At 65.3% G+C, this 16,261-nt stretch carries 16 protein-coding genes; 7 read left to right on the top strand and 9 right to left on the bottom strand.

Annotated features, from left to right (window positions below):
• Positions 1-137 precede the first annotated feature (137 nt).
• Positions 138-1,436 (bottom strand): MFS transporter, encoded by a 1,299-nt coding sequence (locus ACTJK6_RS11250; protein ID WP_316870803.1) that lies wholly within the window; start codon positions 1,434-1,436, stop codon positions 138-140.
• A 152-nt stretch (positions 1,437-1,588) separates the two neighbouring features.
• Here ACTJK6_RS11250 and ACTJK6_RS11245 point away from each other — a divergent pair, with 152 nt between their 5' ends.
• Positions 1,589-1,948 (top strand): DUF3175 domain-containing protein, encoded by a 360-nt coding sequence (locus ACTJK6_RS11245; RefSeq protein ID WP_260801782.1) that lies wholly within the window; start codon positions 1,589-1,591, stop codon positions 1,946-1,948.
• A gap of 17 nt (positions 1,949-1,965) precedes the next feature.
• Here the strand turns inward: ACTJK6_RS11245 and ACTJK6_RS11240 are convergent, their stop codons facing one another.
• Complete coding sequence (locus ACTJK6_RS11240; protein WP_232039762.1) at positions 1,966-2,247, bottom strand: hypothetical protein; 282 nt, start codon at positions 2,245-2,247, stop codon at positions 1,966-1,968.
• A gap of 354 nt (positions 2,248-2,601) precedes the next feature.
• Here ACTJK6_RS11240 and ACTJK6_RS11235 point away from each other — a divergent pair, with 354 nt between their 5' ends.
• The gene (locus ACTJK6_RS11235) at positions 2,602-2,850 is read left to right on the top strand and encodes a dodecin (protein WP_232039761.1); all 249 of its coding nucleotides are present in this window, start codon (positions 2,602-2,604) and stop codon (positions 2,848-2,850) included.
• Between the two features lie 64 nt (positions 2,851-2,914).
• Here ACTJK6_RS11235 and acpA read toward each other — a convergent pair whose 3' ends face one another.
• Positions 2,915-5,077 carry an acid phosphatase gene (gene acpA / locus ACTJK6_RS11230; protein WP_260801549.1) on the bottom strand — a complete coding sequence of 721 codons (2,163 nt, stop codon included), beginning with the start codon at positions 5,075-5,077 and terminating at the stop codon, positions 2,915-2,917.
• Between the two features lie 274 nt (positions 5,078-5,351).
• Here acpA and ACTJK6_RS11225 point away from each other — a divergent pair, with 274 nt between their 5' ends.
• Both ACTJK6_RS11225 and ACTJK6_RS11220 read left to right on the top strand, forming a co-directional pair.
• Positions 5,352-6,749 (top strand): cytochrome-c peroxidase, encoded by a 1,398-nt coding sequence (locus tag ACTJK6_RS11225; protein ID WP_260801550.1) that lies wholly within the window; start codon positions 5,352-5,354, stop codon positions 6,747-6,749.
• A 123-nt stretch (positions 6,750-6,872) separates the two neighbouring features.
• Complete coding sequence (locus tag ACTJK6_RS11220) at positions 6,873-8,453, top strand: TerC family protein (RefSeq protein ID WP_260801551.1); 1,581 nt, start codon at positions 6,873-6,875, stop codon at positions 8,451-8,453.
• On the opposite strand, the gene ACTJK6_RS11215 is transcribed toward ACTJK6_RS11220, so the two are convergent.
• Both ACTJK6_RS11215 and ACTJK6_RS11210 read right to left on the bottom strand, forming a co-directional pair.
• Positions 8,450-9,367 (bottom strand): DMT family transporter, encoded by a 918-nt coding sequence (locus tag ACTJK6_RS11215; RefSeq protein WP_440839056.1) that lies wholly within the window; start codon positions 9,365-9,367, stop codon positions 8,450-8,452. The two genes, ACTJK6_RS11220 and ACTJK6_RS11215, sit on opposite strands and share 4 nt — an antisense overlap.
• A gap of 95 nt (positions 9,368-9,462) precedes the next feature.
• Positions 9,463-10,242 carry an AraC family transcriptional regulator gene (locus tag ACTJK6_RS11210; protein ID WP_440839318.1) on the bottom strand — a complete coding sequence of 260 codons (780 nt, stop codon included), beginning with the start codon at positions 10,240-10,242 and terminating at the stop codon, positions 9,463-9,465.
• Between the two features lie 261 nt (positions 10,243-10,503).
• On the opposite strand from ACTJK6_RS11210, the gene ACTJK6_RS11205 reads away from it, so the two are divergent.
• The 3 genes from ACTJK6_RS11205 to ACTJK6_RS11195 all read left to right on the top strand — a co-directional run bounded on the left by ACTJK6_RS11205 (position 10,504) and on the right by ACTJK6_RS11195 (position 13,360).
• Entirely contained in the window at positions 10,504-12,057 is a 1,554-nt protein-coding gene (locus ACTJK6_RS11205) for an ATP-binding protein (protein ID WP_260801553.1), read from the top strand.
• Complete coding sequence (locus tag ACTJK6_RS11200; protein WP_316879441.1) at positions 12,041-12,700, top strand: response regulator; 660 nt, start codon at positions 12,041-12,043, stop codon at positions 12,698-12,700. The genes ACTJK6_RS11205 and ACTJK6_RS11200 overlap by 17 nt, the downstream gene beginning before the upstream one ends.
• Positions 12,701-12,805: 105 nt before the next feature.
• Positions 12,806-13,360, top strand: coding sequence for a Spy/CpxP family protein refolding chaperone (locus ACTJK6_RS11195; protein WP_260801555.1), 555 nt, complete (start codon positions 12,806-12,808; stop codon positions 13,358-13,360).
• 61 nt (positions 13,361-13,421) lie between these two features.
• On the opposite strand, the gene ACTJK6_RS11190 is transcribed toward ACTJK6_RS11195, so the two are convergent.
• The 4 genes from ACTJK6_RS11190 to ACTJK6_RS11175 form a co-directional block, all read right to left on the bottom strand.
• Complete coding sequence (locus tag ACTJK6_RS11190) at positions 13,422-13,862, bottom strand: universal stress protein (RefSeq protein WP_112188252.1); 441 nt, start codon at positions 13,860-13,862, stop codon at positions 13,422-13,424.
• A 148-nt stretch (positions 13,863-14,010) separates the two neighbouring features.
• A complete protein-coding gene (locus tag ACTJK6_RS11185; protein ID WP_440839055.1) occupies positions 14,011-14,934 on the bottom strand; it encodes a helix-turn-helix domain-containing protein in 924 nt (307 codons plus the stop codon).
• 52 nt (positions 14,935-14,986) lie between these two features.
• Positions 14,987-15,418 carry a hypothetical protein gene (locus tag ACTJK6_RS11180; RefSeq protein ID WP_232039752.1) on the bottom strand — a complete coding sequence of 144 codons (432 nt, stop codon included), beginning with the start codon at positions 15,416-15,418 and terminating at the stop codon, positions 14,987-14,989.
• Complete coding sequence (locus ACTJK6_RS11175; protein WP_232039751.1) at positions 15,415-15,813, bottom strand: glycoprotein; 399 nt, start codon at positions 15,811-15,813, stop codon at positions 15,415-15,417. The genes ACTJK6_RS11180 and ACTJK6_RS11175 overlap by 4 nt, the downstream gene beginning before the upstream one ends.
• Positions 15,814-16,261: the final 448 nt, after the last annotated feature.

Here is a 16,261-nt window from a genome sequence, read left to right as displayed (position 1 = left end):
CCGGGCGTGGAACAAGGCAGCCAAAGGTGACTCAGGATACGAATTGGCCACCGTCGATGCCATCGGGGTTTCGCTGACACGCTTGCAAGACACTGCCCGATTCTTGCTCAAGCTACCAGCGGCGCGAGTCTGCGGGTTTATCCCCCTGACGAGGGGTGTCCGGTGTGCTCGGGATGCGGATCGCGCATGCGGTCGCGGTGCGTCAGGGCCGGAAACAGCCGCATCCAGGCTGCCACCACCAAGAGCGTGCCCAGGCCACCAATCACCACCGAGGCCACGGGCCCCAGCAGCCCGGCCAACATGCCCGATTCGAATTCGCCCAACTGGTTGGACGCGCCCACGAACACTGAATTGACCGCGCTCACGCGCCCGCGCATGGCATCGGGCGTGTCGAGCTGCACCAGCGACGTCCGGATCACCACGCTGATCATGTCCGACGCGCCCAGCAGCACCAGCGCCAACATCGACACCGGCAGCCAGCGCGACACCCCGAACACCAGCGTTGCCAGCCCAAACACCGCCACGGCGGCAAACATCACCCGGCCAACGTGCCGATCCAGCGGGCGGTGCGCCAGGAAGAGTGCCATGCCCAGCGCTCCCACCGCCGGCGCCGAGCGCAGCAGCCCCAGCCCCCATGCGCCTGTGCCCAGGATGTCGCGCGCGTAGATCGGCAGCAGCGCCGTCGCCCCGCCCAGCAGCACGGCAAACAGGTCGAGCGAGATGGCGCCCAGCACCACCGGCCGCCCCTTGATGAAGGCGATGCCCGCAAACAGCGATTCGAGGCTCACCGGCGTGCTGACCGGCGCCGCGCGCTCCATCCGCACCCGCGCCAGCAATACGTGCGCGAGCAAAAAGAGCCCGGCTGCCGTGGCATACACCACCGGCGCGCCGGCCACGTACAGAAAGCCACCCAGCGCCGGCCCCAGGATGACGCCGGTCTGCCCGGCCGAACTGGACAGGGCCACCGCGCGCGGCAATGCCTGCAGGGGCACCAGCGTCGGCAATAACGCTTGCAGCGTCGGCGTCTCGAATGCACGCATTGCGCCAATGACGACCACGCACAGGAAGATGGGCTGCACGCCGGCGTGCCCATTGGCCGCCAAGACGGCCAGCGCGAGCGCAACCAGGGCTTCGACGGCCTGGCAGGCGCGCACGACGTACCGCCGGTCGTAGCGGTCCGCAATATGGCCGGAGGCCAGCACCAACACCACCGACGGCAGGAACTGCGCCAGCCCGACCAGCCCAAGCACATAGGCGCTGCGCGTCAGGTCGTAGATCTGCCAGCCGACGGCCACCCCGAACATCTGGTACGCGAACGTGGTGGATAGCCGAGCGAACCAGAACAGTCGGAAGGCGGGGTAGGAGAACGGCGCATCTGACGGCGTTTGCGCGGATGCGGAAGAGGAGGCGGGAGAAAGACCGGCGTCGCCAGACACGTTGGATGTGCGCCGGAGCCCGGCGATCAATGAAGGAGGCGGAAAAGAGGCGTGAAGCGTCCGTCATCGTAACGGAAGTCGCCCCTTTGTAGCCGCCCGCGCGGGTATGCGGCTTGCGGAACTGCCAGTACATCATTACAGGAGATTTCATGATGGCCACGCACCACGCCAGGTCGAAGCCGGCGGCCGCCAAATCATCGAAGGCCAAGGCGAAGAGCCGCCGCTGGTCGCGCCATGTGATGGAGACCAGCGACGCGCTGGACATCGAACCCGACATCTTCAAGGCGCGCAGCCCTGCGCGGATTGCGGCGTCGCTCAAGGCTTCGGCCGAGCACAGCCGGCGGCGCAAGGGGACGGCATTCCAGTCGGCCATGTCAATGCTGACGTTCTATATCAATCGGGCGGGGCACAACCTGGGCGCCGGGCGGCGCCGGATTCTGGAGCGTGCCAAGGATGCGCTGCGTGCCGAGTTCGGCCGCCCTGCGCACAGCACGGCCAAGGCCCGGCACTGATGAAAGTGCGGCGGCGCTCAGATGGTCAGCATGACGCTGAGCAGTTGGCGGGCGACTGCCTTGTAGTCGGCTTCGGCACCCTGCGGCGAATACGTGGACAGCGTCTTGCCGCGGTATTTGACCGTCACGATTCCGTTGCGGGTCGAATAGGTGGCTTCGATGCTCCGGCCGTTGCGCTCGAGATTGAAGGGGATGGTCTCTGCGACCAGTCGCGCGGTTTCCTGTGTCGCCCGCGGCGTCGGCGCTACGGCCGACAGCGGCGAGTATGAGGCGGGGGCTTGTTGTTCTGGGTGGCGCATGGCGCCTCCTCTTCGGGGAAACGGGTGTGCACTCCAACGCAGGTTCCGTACCAGCCCCGTCCAGCACGGACATGCCGTGCGACCGCCCGAAAAATGGCAGCTTAACCGCCATCAGGGGTTTGTCCCGCGCGCGGGTTTGACGCCACGCGTCGGTTCGTTGACGAGATTTGTCAGATTTGTAAACGCAATTAACCGCCAGGATTTTTTGGCCCCGTGCAAATCCGGGCTATCAAGGCGGAGGGACAGGTGTCATTCTGGTAAGTGCAATGGCGCGCGCATCGCATGCCAGCCGCATGCATATCGCGCCTTGCAGGCACCCTGCCGACGTTCCAACCATGCCAACAAGGAGGCGATATGGGTTCCCATACGTACAAGATGATCGAGCTGGTCGGCTCTTCACCCGACTCCAGCGATGCAGCCGTCCGCAACGCCATCGCGCGAGCGGGCGAGACGCTCAAGTATCTGGACTGGTTTGAAGTGCTGGAAACGCGCGGCCACCTGGTCGACGGCAGGATCGCCCACTGGCAGGTGACGATCAAGGTGGGCATGCGGCTCGAGACGCTGGAAAGCGAGAAGCCCGCAGGCAAGAAGAAGGGGAAATAGCGGGTAAAGAAAAGGCGGCCAGGATTGCTCCGGGCCGCCTTTTTCTCAGGACTGCGCTGCTGCTTTATTGCGCTTGCGTGAAGTCCAGCGCGTTGGTCAGGTCGCCCATCGGCTTGTTGCCGTTGGAGACGAGGGCCGCGTCACGTTGCTTGATACCCGGCAGCGTCGGCAGGTCGAAGCGGTGCGTGATCAGGCGCAGGACCGAAGCCGTGTCGTACTGGGTGTGGTCAACGAAACCCTTCTTGGCGAACGGCGAGACGATGATCGCCGGGATACGCGTGCCCGGGCCCCAACGGTCAGCCTTCGGCACCGTGGCGTGGTCGTAGAAGCCACCGTTTTCGTCATACGTCACGACGATCACCATGTTCTTCCACTGCGGGCTCTTCTGCAGTTGAGCGATCACGTTGGCGATGTGCGCGTCGCCGTCAGCCACGTTGGCATAGCCCGGGTGCTGGTTCAGGTTGCCTTGCGGCTTGTAGAACGTGACAGCGGGCAGCTTGCCGGCGGCTGCGTCTTGCAGGAAGGCGGCGTCGTAGTCGCGCAGGTGAGCAGCACGTTCAGCAGCGCCGGTCGCCGTCGCCGGGTCGAAGCGGCTGAAGTAGTTGAACGGCTGGTGGTGCGGCTGGAACTGGATCGAGCCGCTGTAGATCACGCTGCGCGTGGCGTTCGGAGCGTCGGCAAGGGCCGCGTTCCAGGCGCCGGCGTACCAGGCCCAGTCCACGCCACGTGCGGTCAGCAGGTCACCGATGTTGGTGGTGGACTGCTTCGGCAGGGTGGTGGCCTTGGTCGGATCGGCGTAGGCCGTGTTGCCGCTGGCCACGGCGTTGCCGGACGGCTGGTACGGCGGCTGCATCGTGTTGACGGCGTATGAGTTGCCGTTGCTGTCGACCGGCGTCAGGTTGCCGTCCTTCGTGGCGTTGCCATCATCGGCGGCGCCGGCGTACGAGGTCGGGGCACCAGCCATCACCGAGCTTGCAGCCGGAATGAGGGTCGGGCTGCCGTCTGCATTCGTCTTGACGTTGGCGATGCTATTGACCGCCGGCGACGCCTTTGCGTTCGGATAGATCGGTGCGCACGCGCAGATCAGGTATTGGTGGTTCAGGAACGAACCGCCGAAGGCGCCCATGAAGAAGTTGTCCGCCAGCGTGTATTGCTTGGCGATGTTCCACATGGCCATCTTGCTGCCGTCGTAGTAGCCCATGGTCAGGCCGCCGGCATCGGCAAAGGCGGCGAACTTGTCGTTCTTGCCGCCGTTGATCTGCATCTGGTTCTGGTAGAAGCGGTGCCAGAGGTCGCGCGTGATGACGTTCTGGCCGACCACCGTGCCCGTGCTGCCGAAGCCCGAGGCGCTGTCGATCTGGAACATCTGGTTGGGCATATTGGCGGTGGACGCCTGCGTGATCTGCACGCTTTGACCGGCTGCGGTCACGCCGCCCCAGGTGGGCGGCAGCGTCGGCAGCACGGAGCCGTCGAAGTCCTTCTGCGCAACAGCGGTGCCGGTCGAGGTGGGGTTCACGCCGGGGATGCCGTTGGCGCCCGGGAACAGGCCGTACAGGTTGTCGAAGCCGCGGTTTTCTGCGTAGATCACCACGATCGTCTTGACGTTGTTGGCCAGCGCCACGCGCTTGGCCACGCCGTCGCGCAGGCTCTTGCCGATGTCGCCGCCATTGGCAACGGCGTCGGCGATCAGATCGATGGCCTGGTCGATTTCAGCCTGCAGCGCAGCCTTCGTGCCGGCGTCGGCTTCCTTGTTGTGGTCTTCCAGCAGCTTGTCGACCGTCACGCCCAGGCGGGCGGCGAGTGCCGTCTTGGCAGCGTTGATATCGCCGCCGTTGCTGTCCATCAGCACAGCCAGTTCGGTCGAGATGGCGCTGACGACAGCGTTGGCGCCGGCCGGTGCGCGGAACACCAGCGGTCGCGTGATCGCCGTGTGTGCACCGGTGTCCGGATCGTTGCGGAAGGCGTCCGTGCCAATTTCAACGGTAACGGGGCCGGAGCCTGCCAGCGTGTAGGCGCCGTTCGCATCGGTATAGGTGCTGGTTTCACCCGAATCGCACTTGCCGTTGTTGTTGGCGTCGATACAGACCTTGGCATGCTCGAAGTAGCTGCCGGTCACCACGCCTGAGGTGGACGCGGAGGCAGTGCTGCTCGAATCACTGCCACCACAGGCAGACATGCTGGCCGCAACCAACGCGGTCAGCGGCAAAAGACGAAGCGCTCGGCTCATGATTTCCCTGGATTGTTGTGTGGGGGACGAAAGCGAGCGGGAGTCTGTGCTTCGTGTGTGACAAGTTGATGATGAAAACGCAGGCGTAGCCCCGATTTCGGCCCAGTTCAGCGTGATCACCAACATCAGGATGAGCAGCGGCACCACCGAACGTTTGAAGACATTTGCCACCATGGGACCTCTCCAAGGGCTGACGTGACACACGTTTGACGACATCAAAGTGTCATGGGAGCCATGCTAAGTTGCAAGGCTCCCAACATTTCGCTTATCGCAAATGCGCCGCCTTCTGCCTGTTGCAACTCATCGCGTGACCGCCGTTTCTGCGCTTGTGCTTGTTGGGCTGGCGGCCGGACTGAGCGGTTGCGGCCGCGGCGAAGCAGCGGTGGCCCATGCCGCAACCGTGGGAGCTTCGGCACCGGCAGCAGCGGCTGCTGCAGCAACATCCGCCAAGCCCGCAGCGGCGCCGGCATACGAAAAAGCCTTCTACACGATCATGGCCACGCGCCGCCCATCGGTGCCGGCGATGACGGCATTGGGCAAGGCGCTGTTTTTTGATCCTGCCCTGTCTGCTTCGAGCAAGCAGTCCTGCGCAAGCTGCCATAGCCCGACGCACGCCTACGGCCCGCCGAATGATCTGTCAGTGCAGCTGGGTGGCGCAGACATGCGCAAGACCGGCGTACGTGCCGCGCCGTCATTGCGCTATATCCAGAACGTGCCTGCGTTCACCGAGCATTTCTACGAGAACGACGGTAACGACTCGGAAGACCAGGGCCCGACCGGGGGCTACACCTGGGACGGCCGCGTGTCGTCCACACACGACCAGGCACGCATCCCGCTGTTGTCTGCGCACGAGATGGCCAACGGCACGCAGGCCGCCGTGGTGGCCAAGCTGCGCAATGGCCGCCATGCGCAGGCCTTCCGCCAAGTGTTTGGCAACGACATCCTGGACAACGAAGACACAGCCTTCCGCGCGGCGCTGATGGTGCTTGAGGTCTTCCAGCAGACGCCGTCCGAGTTCTATCCATATGACAGCAAATACGACGCGTTTTTGCGCAAACAGGTGAAGCTGTCGCCGCAGGAGATGCGCGGGCTGCAGGTCTTTGCCGATCCGGCCAAGGGCAACTGCGCGTCCTGCCATGTGAGCGCCATCAAACAGGACGGGGCGTTTCCGGCCTTCACCGATTTCGGTCACATTGCCGTGGGCGTACCGCGCAACCGCACGCTCGCAGCCAATGCCGATCCGAAGTTCTTCGATCTGGGCCTGTGCGGGCCTGACCGGACCGACCTGAAAGACCGCACCGACTATTGCGGCCGCTTCCGCACGCCGTCGCTGCGCAACGTGGCGCTGCGCAAAACGTTCTTCCACAACGGCGCCATCCATTCGCTGGAAGACGCGGTGCGCTTCTACGCCCAGCGCGACACCCAGCCGCAGAAGTGGTATCCGCGCAAGGCGGACGGCACGGTCGACAAGTTCGATGACCTGCCCGCCCAATACCGCGCCAACGTCAACATGGAACCGCCGTTTGGCGGCAAGCCCGGCGACAAGCCCGTGCTGTCCGAGGCCGACGTGCGCGACATCGTGGCCTTCCTCAAGACGCTTACCGACGGCTATCGGCCGGTGCGGGCAACGCAATCCGGCGCCCAAAGCGCCAGCCGCGTTGCACAGCGCTGAGCGCCAGGCTCCAAGCGCCGCGGCCCGTTTGTTGCAACACCTTGCGCGGGATTCGCGCAAGGCCGCGCGTGCGCTGCGGTTATCATCGGCGGATCGTCTTTCTGCTGTCTTCTATTTCCCGCTATGACCTGGCTTGCTGACCCGTCCATCTGGATTGGCCTGTTCACCCTGGTGGTGCTCGAGATTGTTCTCGGCATCGACAACCTCGTTTTCATTGCCATCCTGGTCAACAAGCTGCCGCCGGCGCTGCGCGACCGCGCCCGGATGATCGGGCTGGGCCTGGCTTTGCTGATGCGCATGGTGCTGTTGGCCGCCATGTCGTGGCTGATCGGGCTCACCAAGCCGTTGCTCACGCTGGGGCCGGTCGATCTGTCGGGCCGATCAATCATCCTGCTGCTGGGCGGTTTCTTCCTGCTGTTCAAGGCCACGTCCGAGTTGCACGAGCGTCTGGACGGCGAACCGCAGGACGAAAGCCACGGCACCGGTCACGGCAAGTTCTGGAATGTGATTGCGCAGGTGGTGATTCTCGATGCGGTGTTCTCCATCGACTCCGTCATCACCGCGGTGGGCATGGTCAACGACCTGCCCGTGATGATGGCGGCCGTGGTGATCGCCATGGGCGCCATGCTGTTTGCCTCGCGCCCGCTGACGGAGTTCGTCAACGCGCATCGCACGGTGGTGGTGCTGTGCCTGAGCTTCCTGCTGATGATCGGCTTCTCGCTCGTTGCCGAGGGCCTGGGCTTTCATATTCCGAAGGGCTATCTGTATGCGGCCATCGGTTTCTCGATCCTGATCGAGTTCTTCAACCAGGTGGCCCAGCGCAATACCGTGCGCTACGATCGCCGCCGCCCGCTGCGTGAGCGCACCGCCGATGCGGTGCTGAGCCTGCTGGGCGACCGCCGTGGCGCGCCGGCAGAGTCCGAATCGCACGAGACCGCCTCGCACGATGCTGGCCAGCCCGTGCCCGAGACCGTGTTCCGCCCCGAAGAGCGCAGCATGGTCAGCGGCGTGCTGGACTTGGCCGAGCGCTCGGTGCGCTCGATCATGACGCCGCGCCACGATATTTCGTGGGTGGATCTGGACGCCGATGCGGCCGTCACGCGCAAATTGCTGCTGGCCGTGCCGCATAACCAGTTTCCGGTCTGCCGTGGCGGCCTGGATGACCTCTTGGGTGTGGCGCGCGCCAAAGACCTGATGGGCGATCTCGACACCCGTGGCTCCATCGACGTAGACCGCAGCGTGAAGCCTGCGCTCAAGGTGTCCGACAACATCGGCATCCTGCGCCTGATGGATCAGCTCAAGCGTGCGCGCGGGCGCATGCTGGTGGTGACCGATCCGCTGGACGTAGTGCAAGGCGTGGTCACGCCCATCGACGTGCTCGAGGCCATTGCGGGCGAATTCCCTGATGAAGACGAACGCCTGGGCGTGGTGGAAGTCAGCGATGGCTGCTGGGAAGTGGCCGGCGAGGCTGACCTGCGCCAGCTCGAAGATGTCCTGCACGTCGACTGGCTGCTAGACGAAGGCGGCGGTGCCACGAGCCTGGGTGGCTACCTCTTCAACCAGTGGGACCGCCTGCCCGAAGTGGGCGACACGCTGGTGCGCCACGACCTCCGTTTCGTGATCCTTGAAGCCGGCAGCCGCCGCATCGTGCGCGTGCGCATCGAGCGTATGGAAGATGTGACAGCCCCCGAGGCTGAAGCTTAAGACGTCGTCGATGTGGCCGGCCGTGGTGCACGCGCCAGGCCAAGGCTAATCACGGCTGCCAGCACGCAAGCAATGCCACCCACCTGGCGCGCGCTGACGGCCTCGTCGAGCAGCGTTGCTGCAAATACCACGGCTGCCACAGGGGCCAGCGCGGTAAACAACGATGCCTCTGCACCGCTTACGCGCGCGGCCCCGGCATACCAGAGCACAAAACCACCGACGGTCGGCACGATGGCGTAATACGCCACGGCCATCAGCGCGTGTGTTGCCTGCGTCGATGCGTGCAACTGCCATGGCGCTTCCCAAAGCGCGGGCAGCAGCGCCGTCAGCAAGCCGAATGCACTCATCAGCGCCGACAGCGCAAGCGGCGGCACCGGCGTGCGCAGCCGCTTGTTGAGCAGGATGAAAAGCCCCTCGCACACCACGGCGCCCATCACCAGCAGGTTGCCGAGCAGCGGATGTGTCGCGCCGCCGCGCGGCTGCAGGGCGATGGCCAGCACGCCGGCGGTGGCCAGCCCAATCGCCCCGAGCACCGCGCGCCCGGGTCGTTCGCCCAGCAGCACGATCGCGATCAGCGCCGACATGACCGGCAGCGTGCCGATGATGACGCCCGCGTCTGCGGCCGACGTGTGCCGTAACCCGGAAATGAGCAGCGTCGTATAGCCCACGCTGCCGGCACCCGCCTGCACGAAAAGCAGTGCCCAATCCCGGCGTGCGAGCACGGGCCAGCGCGTGCGCGTCATGCGCATGATGAACAGGAACAGCGGCAGCGCCATCGCAAAGCGCAACGCTGTCGCCGTAAATGGCGGCAGGCCCGCCGCGATGATCTTGCTGGCCGCCACGGTGCTGCCCACCAGCACCATCGCCAGCGCAAGGTAGAGACAACCTTCAAGTCGATTGGACAGTTTTGGCATATCGCATCCTGCGTGTGTGGATGCCGCAGGATGGGCCCATGCGATGCGCGCGTCTTGAACGAAATTGCAGCGAGGGGAGGGTGAGGAAGATGTGGCTAGCGCGCCGCCGCTACCATGCCCGGCGATACGCCGTACTTGCGCACGAACTGCCGCGTCATGTGGCTTTGATCGGCAAAGCCGCAGGCGGCTGCTACGTCCGCCAAGGGCTGGCCTTGGGCGATCAGCCGGCGCGCCAGGGCCACGCGACGCTGCACCTGATAGGCGTGCGGCGTAAGACCGGTCACGCGGGCAAAACCGCGCAACACCTGGAAACGGCTCAGGCCCGTTTCGTGTGCGAGGTCGAGCAGGGAGATGGCCGCAGCCGGGTCATCGTCGATGCGGTTGCGGGCAAGCCGGATGGCGTCGGGGGCTGCGTCGGCGTGGTGGCTGGCGCGGTGGCTGGCGGCGTGCAGGGCGTCTGCCAATACGGACAGCAGCAGTTGCTCGCGCAGCAGTGCATCGCTTTGTGCGGCGGGCACCGTCATCTGCGCAAACAGCAGGCGCATGCGCGGGGCGAGGTCTGCGTCGTGGATGACCGGGCGGTCAAACTCAGCGTCGCCGCAGTGGCTGGGGTGCAGATCCGTCGCCAGTTCGGCGACCACGCCGGGGTCGAGGTAAAGCATGCGCCATGCGCGGCCGGCATCGCCGATTGGTGTGCCATCGTGCACTTCAAACGGATTGACCGTGATGACGTCGCCCGCGCCGGCTTCCACCATGCCGCGTCCGCTGAACGACTTCTGTGCCCCGCGATCGACGATGCCGATGCCGAACTGGCCATGCGTGTGGCGCGGGAAGGTGTGGCCGGAATCTGCGGCGACCGCTTCCACGCCGCGCATGGCGCAGCGACGCATCGAGAACGCGGGGTTGGCCGGCCGGCTGGGCAAGGGCGGTTCCTTGTAAGGGGATACGCGAATCTACGGGTGTGCAGCGTGGCAGCAGCATACGCTTTCTTCGCATTTCGCTCATTTTTTGCCCACAGGCGGTTGGTATGCTGGGGCTTTCTGCGGCAGCGCGCCCGGTAAGATGAGGCCGTGCCTGCTGCCGGGCAGCGCGGGAACCGCTCCCGCCGGCGGCGTCCGGCAGCCCCTGACTGATCCATGCGCCCGTCTTTCGGTATTACCTCCAAGCTGTTCGTTGCGTTGTTCATGCTGAGCATCGTTGTTGCGCTCGCCATGGGCGCGGCGGTGCGCTGGCGCTTTGACGCAAACTTTCTCGACTACGTGAACGCGCGCGAATCCGAGCGCATGGCCGTGCTCGCGCAGGGCGTGGAAGCCGCCTACACGCAGCACGGCAACTGGGATTTTCTGCGCAACGATCGCATGGCGTGGTTTCGCCTGCTGCGCCGCGAGGGTGCCCGGGCCCGCGCCAACGGCATGGGCGGCGACCGCTTCGACCTGCCACCAGGCCATCGCTTCGATCCACTGCCACCCGGCCCGGACCGCGGCATGGACAGAGACATGCCGCCGCCCGGCCCGCCTCCTGCCGGCAGCATGCCGCCGCATCCGCCCGGCGAGCCGCCCGTGCCGCACTCGCCGATCTGGCTGCTTGATGCGCAGCGCAACGTCATCATTGGCGACGGGCCACCGCTCGGGCCGAACGCCCGATGGCACGAACTGCACCACAACGGCCAGACCGTCGGCTGGCTGGCCATGCCGCCGCGCGTGCGGGTGCCCGAAGGCGCCGACCAGGCATTCCAGGCGCAGCAGCTGCGCGCTACGTGGATCATCGCGGGGCTGTCGGTCCTGCTGGCGGCGCTGGTGGCGGTGCTGCTCGCACGCGGTCTGCTGGCCCCGATGCGCCGGCTGACCGATGCCGCACGCCGCATGGCTGACGGCGACTACGCCACCCGTGTCGACGTGCATTCGCGCGATGAACTCGGCGAGTTGGCTGCAGATTTCAACCATCTTGCCGCCTCGCTGGAGGCCAACCAGAAGATGCGGCGTCAGCTCACGGCCGACATCTCGCACGAACTGCGCACGCCCCTGGCGGTGCTGCGCGGCGAACTGGAAGCACTGGAAGACGGCGTGCGCCCGCTGACGGCCACCTCGCTCGCGTCATTGCAGGCGGAGGTGTCGACGCTCAGCAAGCTCATCGACGATTTGTACGAGCTCTCGCTGGCCGATGTGGGCGCGCTCGCCTTCCACATGGAGCCGCTCGACCTGGCCGATACCGTGTGCAGCGCCGTGCAGGGCTTTACGTCACGCCTGATGGAAAAGGGCATTGCGCTGCAGCTGGACGTGCCAGCAGCGCCGTCGCATGCAACGATGGTCAAGGGCGACGCGCAGCGCCTGCGTCAGGTCATGCAGAACCTGCTGGAGAACACGCTGCGCTACACCGATGCCGGCGGCACGCTGCGCGTGCATGTCCATCAGGACGGTGACTGGCAGCAGATCGACGTGCAGGACAGCGCGCCGGGCGTGCCCGAGGCGATGCTGCCGCGCATCTTCGACCGCCTGTTCCGCGTGGATGCCTCACGCAGCCGGGCGCAGGGCGGGGCCGGTCTGGGCCTGAGCCTGTGCCAGACCATTGTCGCCGCACACGGCGGCACCATTGACGCCAGACATTCGCCGTTGGGCGGGCTGTGGATCGCCATTCGCCTGCCGATTCTTGATGTGCTTGATCCGCTAGCCGACCATGATTCTGATCATTGAAGACGAACCCAAGCTGGCCGCATTGATGACCGACTATCTGCGCGCCGCTCACTACGAGACTGAGTGGCTGGCCGATGGCACGCATGCCACGCAGCGCGTTCGCGAAACCTCACCCGAACTCGTGCTGCTCGACCTGATGCTGCCCGGTAAGGACGGCCTGGAAATCTGCCGTGAGGTGCGCGCCTTCAGCGAAGTGCCGATCGTCATGGTGACGGCGCGGGTGGAAGAAATCGACCGCCTGCTCGGCCTCGAGCTTGGCGCTGACGATTATGTCTGCAAGCCCTTCAGCCCGCGCGAACTGGTAGCGCGCATCAAGACCATCCTGCGCCGCGTACAGCGCGCCGGTGGCGTGCCGGAGAGCGCCTTGCAGATCGACGGTGCCGCCTATGCCGCCACGCTGCGCGGCCAGCGCCTCGACCTCACGCCGGTGGAATTTCGCCTGCTGGCAGCACTGGCGGGCGCTCCGGGGCGCATTCTGTCGCGCGCAAATCTGCTCGAGCAGATCTACGACGACCACCGCATCGTGACCGACCGCACGGTCGACACGCACATCAAGAATCTGCGCCGCAAAATGGAGCAGGTGAGCCCGGGCACGGACATGATCCATTCCGTCTATGGTGTGGGTTACCGCCTCGACGCCTGAGGTTCAAGAAAACTCCTCGGTTTGCCCACCTTTTGTGCAGGGTCGATGGCTACAGTGAACGTATGGCCGGCTTGCTCGGCCGACGATCTCATGAGGAGCTTCAACATGACCGCTGTGACTTCCCGCGTGGCAGGTTTTGCCGCCGGACTTTTGCTTTCGTGCGCCGCACTGGCCCAGACCGCCGGGCCCGGCGCTGTTCCGCTCTCGCCCATGCCACCCATGGCACCTCATGGTCCGGGCATGATGGAGCGCGGGCCAGGCATGGGCCCCGGCGGCCCGCGTGGCATGGGCCCGCATCATGGCGGCGCGCCCTTTCTGCGTGGCCTGAGGCTGAGCGAAGAGCAGCGCGACAAGATTTTCGCCATCGAATATGCGCAGATGCCGGATGCGCGAGAGCAGCGCAAGGCTATCGAGCATGCCCGGCGCGACTTGCACCAGATGGTGGCGTCAGGCCAGTATGACGAAGCGCGTGCACGTGCCCTGACTGAATCGCTCGGCCGCGCTGTTGCCCGCGAAGCGCAATTGCGCGCGCAGGCCGGCGCCAAGATCATGCAGGTGCTTACGCCGGAACAGCGCAAACAGGTGGGCGAGCGTGAAGCCCAGCGCGTGGCGGAACTCGAGTCCGGCGAAGGCGGGCCGGAACCGGTGCCGATGATGTAATTCGCGGCTGCCCAAAGATGGAATCGGTTCTCGGTCTGCAGCGGAGCCCGAGAACGGATTTCTAGCGGTAAACCACCACCGGCACGTGCGCGTAGGTCAGCACCTTGCGCGTCTCGTTGCCGATCAACAGTCGCCCCATCAGGCTGCGGTGCCCGTGCGATGCCATGAAGATGACGTCGCATGCGTGCCGCTTTGCCGCATCGAGGATGCCCAGATAGGGCTCGGCAAACTGCGACACATCGCTGTCGAACTGCACGCCTTCTTCGCGGGCGCGCTCTGCAATGCGGTCAATGCAGTCCTTCGCGTAGCCCTGCACCGTTTCCATGTAGTGCGCATGCGGACACTCGCCCACGCCGGCCGAATAGGCCATGTTGGGGAATTCTTCAATGCACGTGTAGGCGGTGAGACGGCAACCGGTGGCGCGCGCCAGCTTGAGCGCGCCGTCGATGGCCTTGCGGCACTGCTCGGAGCCGTCGGTCGGCAGGAGGATATGGGTAAACATGGCGGTCTCCATGGGGAACCCATCTCCACGTTACTGCGCGCACCGATGCGCCTCTATCGTGGAAAACGCTAGTCCAGCGCAGCTTTTCGGCTGATATGGAGAACCGGGCGATCGCGATGCACGGTCGTTCGCATATTGACGAGGCAGGCTACGGCCTAGCCCCGTGCCATGCCTGCCGGTAGCGCGACGGCGACGCGCCGAGCTGCAGCGCAAATCGCCGGCTGAAATGGCTGGCACTGGCAAAGCCGCAGCGCTCGGCAATCGTCGCCAGCGCAAGGGTGGTTGTGCGCAGCAGCGTTTGCGCGCGCGCCATGCGTTGCTGCATCACCCACTCATGCGGTGCGGCCCCGAATGACGCGCGAAACATCCGCGCGAAATGGAATTCCGACAGATTCGCTTCTGCCGCCAATTGCCCGAGTGACAGGGGCAGGTGCAGTTCTGCGTCGATGCGTGCCGCAATGCGCCGGCAAACGTGCGGCGCCAGCCCGCCGCGCACAGCCAGCGCCCGCGTGCGGCCCTGTGTCTGCACGAGATACGACAGCGTGTCATTGGCCAGCGCGTTGGCGCGCATGCGGTCGTCCAGGTCGGTCCAATCGAGCTGGGCGATGTTCGCGCAAGCCTGTGCGAGATGGGCGTCTTCAATGAAGGTGCGGTCGTGCAGCGTGAACAGGCGGGGCTCTGCGTCGAGCAGGCGCACAGCGTGACCAGCCAGCGCGTCGGGCGGGAAATACAGGTGAACGAAGCGCATGGGCTGCTCGATCACCCAGCTCGATTGGTGTTCAGCCGGCAGCATGCACACGCGCCCTGGCGCGCCGAACAGGTGCGGTAGATCTTGCCGGTGCGTGGTGTAGCCGCCTTGCAGATAGACCGACAGCGTGTGGTGCTCGGGCTGGATGTAGCGCGCCTCGTCGTGCTCGTTGCGCCAGATGGCGGCGGTCACGCCGTCGCCCAGATTCGTCACGCGCTCAAGCGATGCGCGCGAGCCGCGTGCAAGCGTGCCGAAGACGCTCGCGTCTGCGGTGACGCGAGGGTCCGCGGGCTGGGACGAAGGGGATGTGGGGGCAGGGCGCACGCGTTGATGTTACCAACGATGGCACCGCGATGCGATGCAAAGAGCAGGGGCGCTATCCGCCGCAGAGCTGGCGCGCCACCTCGCCTGCCAGGCCGACGGCGTCTACGCGTTGCCAGCCCGCATCATTGGCGAGCTGCCTTTCGCTGACGGTCAGCGCGCCTTGATACAGCTTGGCTTGCGACACCGAAAACTGCCGGCTGCGGCAATCGACGGTGTACAGAAAATCGGCCATGTCGCCGCGAAAGGCGCCGAACATGCGCTGCAGCGAACGCATGCCCGCACGGTTGGACGCTTCTACGCGCACCCATGCACTGACCGGGCCGCTGGGCATGCGCTGGATGCTGCCAACGTCAAGCGACGCGTAACTGTCCGGTTGATCGGGCAGCTGGATCCAGCGCTCCGCACCGGCCACCGGCATGGACAGCGCCGCCAGCGCTGCCAGCATGCCGGCCATGGCGCGGTGTGCGAAGGCGAAGGGTGTCATCGCGGCTTGCCGCCCGGTACGGGAATGGCAATCGAGTCGGAATGGCTGCAGGCCATCATCACGCCGGCCTTGTCGACGTCGATCATTACGGTGCCGGGCTTGTCGGCTGTGCTGGGCGTGGCCGCCAAGCTGCCCGACAGGCGCTGCATGATCGCCTGGCAGGTCGGGGCCGTGGAGGCAACAGTCGTGGATTTGGCTGTCTTGGCCGCCGGGATGGGGGTGGGCGCGGCGGCAGCAACAGCGGGTCGGGTCGGGGCAGGCGCGGTGCCGGCCGTGGGTGGCGTAGAAGCGTGCGCGCGGGGTAACGCAACAAGTGCGGCCAGCACGCTCACGGCAATCAACAACCGCGTGGTGCGCCGTGAAAGCGATCGATTGGGGGGAGACAGAGACGGCATGACAGTCCAGACACGTGCATCCAATTTGCGCCTGCTAGGTCACGGGGCAGACGCGCTCTTTCGACCAGTAACGGCACGCCGCGCGCGAACTTAACGCGGCAATCTGCCTCATGGGTCACTCCAGCGTGATTTTGCCTGCGCAAAATACTTCATGTGAACGACATAATCGGGCAGGTTGGAACATTCTCATCAATGTAGCGACCAACCAATATGCCGGGGAGATTTTTTCCGGCGTCGTCGGCATCGTGAAACGTACCGCACACAAGGCTCGCACATGCAGGCGATGTAAGCAGACGGGACAAGCAGCAACGGGGTTCATGCAGTGCCAAAAAAATGGGTCGGCGGAAATGAAAATGCGATGGAATATCCGGCCTTTTCCGCCCTTTGTTTTTCCAAGGGGACCACTATGATTCATAACATGGTGATGCGACGGAACTTTGCGTCGCTT

It is taken from the genome of Ralstonia sp. 22086 (assembly GCF_052045975.1).
In the GTDB taxonomy this organism is placed as follows: Bacteria; Pseudomonadota; Gammaproteobacteria; order Burkholderiales; family Burkholderiaceae; genus Ralstonia; species Ralstonia wenshanensis.
This window is presented reverse-complemented; position numbering and strand designations above follow the sequence as displayed.

What these genes read in the sequence shown, in the direction of transcription:
- ACTJK6_RS11180 (WP_232039752.1), bottom strand. Translation starts at nt 15,418, where the DNA reads ATGACACCCTTCGCCTTCGCACACCGCGCCATGGCCGGCATGCTGGCA.
- ACTJK6_RS11235 (WP_232039761.1), top strand. Translation starts at nt 2,602, where the DNA reads ATGGGTTCCCATACGTACAAGATGATCGAGCTGGTCGGCTCTTCACCC.
- ACTJK6_RS11240 (WP_232039762.1), bottom strand. Translation starts at nt 2,247, where the DNA reads ATGCGCCACCCAGAACAACAAGCCCCCGCCTCATACTCGCCGCTGTCG.
- ACTJK6_RS11190 (WP_112188252.1), bottom strand. Translation starts at nt 13,862, where the DNA reads ATGTTTACCCATATCCTCCTGCCGACCGACGGCTCCGAGCAGTGCCGC.
- ACTJK6_RS11215 (WP_440839056.1), bottom strand. Translation starts at nt 9,367, where the DNA reads ATGCCAAAACTGTCCAATCGACTTGAAGGTTGTCTCTACCTTGCGCTG.
- ACTJK6_RS11220 (WP_260801551.1), top strand. Translation starts at nt 6,873, where the DNA reads ATGACCTGGCTTGCTGACCCGTCCATCTGGATTGGCCTGTTCACCCTG.
- ACTJK6_RS11225 (WP_260801550.1), top strand. Translation starts at nt 5,352, where the DNA reads ATGCGCCGCCTTCTGCCTGTTGCAACTCATCGCGTGACCGCCGTTTCT.
- ACTJK6_RS11200 (WP_316879441.1), top strand. Translation starts at nt 12,041, where the DNA reads ATGATTCTGATCATTGAAGACGAACCCAAGCTGGCCGCATTGATGACC.
- ACTJK6_RS11175 (WP_232039751.1), bottom strand. Translation starts at nt 15,813, where the DNA reads ATGCCGTCTCTGTCTCCCCCCAATCGATCGCTTTCACGGCGCACCACG.
- ACTJK6_RS11205 (WP_260801553.1), top strand. Translation starts at nt 10,504, where the DNA reads ATGCGCCCGTCTTTCGGTATTACCTCCAAGCTGTTCGTTGCGTTGTTC.
- ACTJK6_RS11195 (WP_260801555.1), top strand. Translation starts at nt 12,806, where the DNA reads ATGACCGCTGTGACTTCCCGCGTGGCAGGTTTTGCCGCCGGACTTTTG.
- ACTJK6_RS11245 (WP_260801782.1), top strand. Translation starts at nt 1,589, where the DNA reads ATGGCCACGCACCACGCCAGGTCGAAGCCGGCGGCCGCCAAATCATCG.
- acpA (WP_260801549.1), bottom strand. Translation starts at nt 5,077, where the DNA reads ATGAGCCGAGCGCTTCGTCTTTTGCCGCTGACCGCGTTGGTTGCGGCC.
- ACTJK6_RS11210 (WP_440839318.1), bottom strand. Translation starts at nt 10,242, where the DNA reads ATGCGCGGCGTGGAAGCGGTCGCCGCAGATTCCGGCCACACCTTCCCG.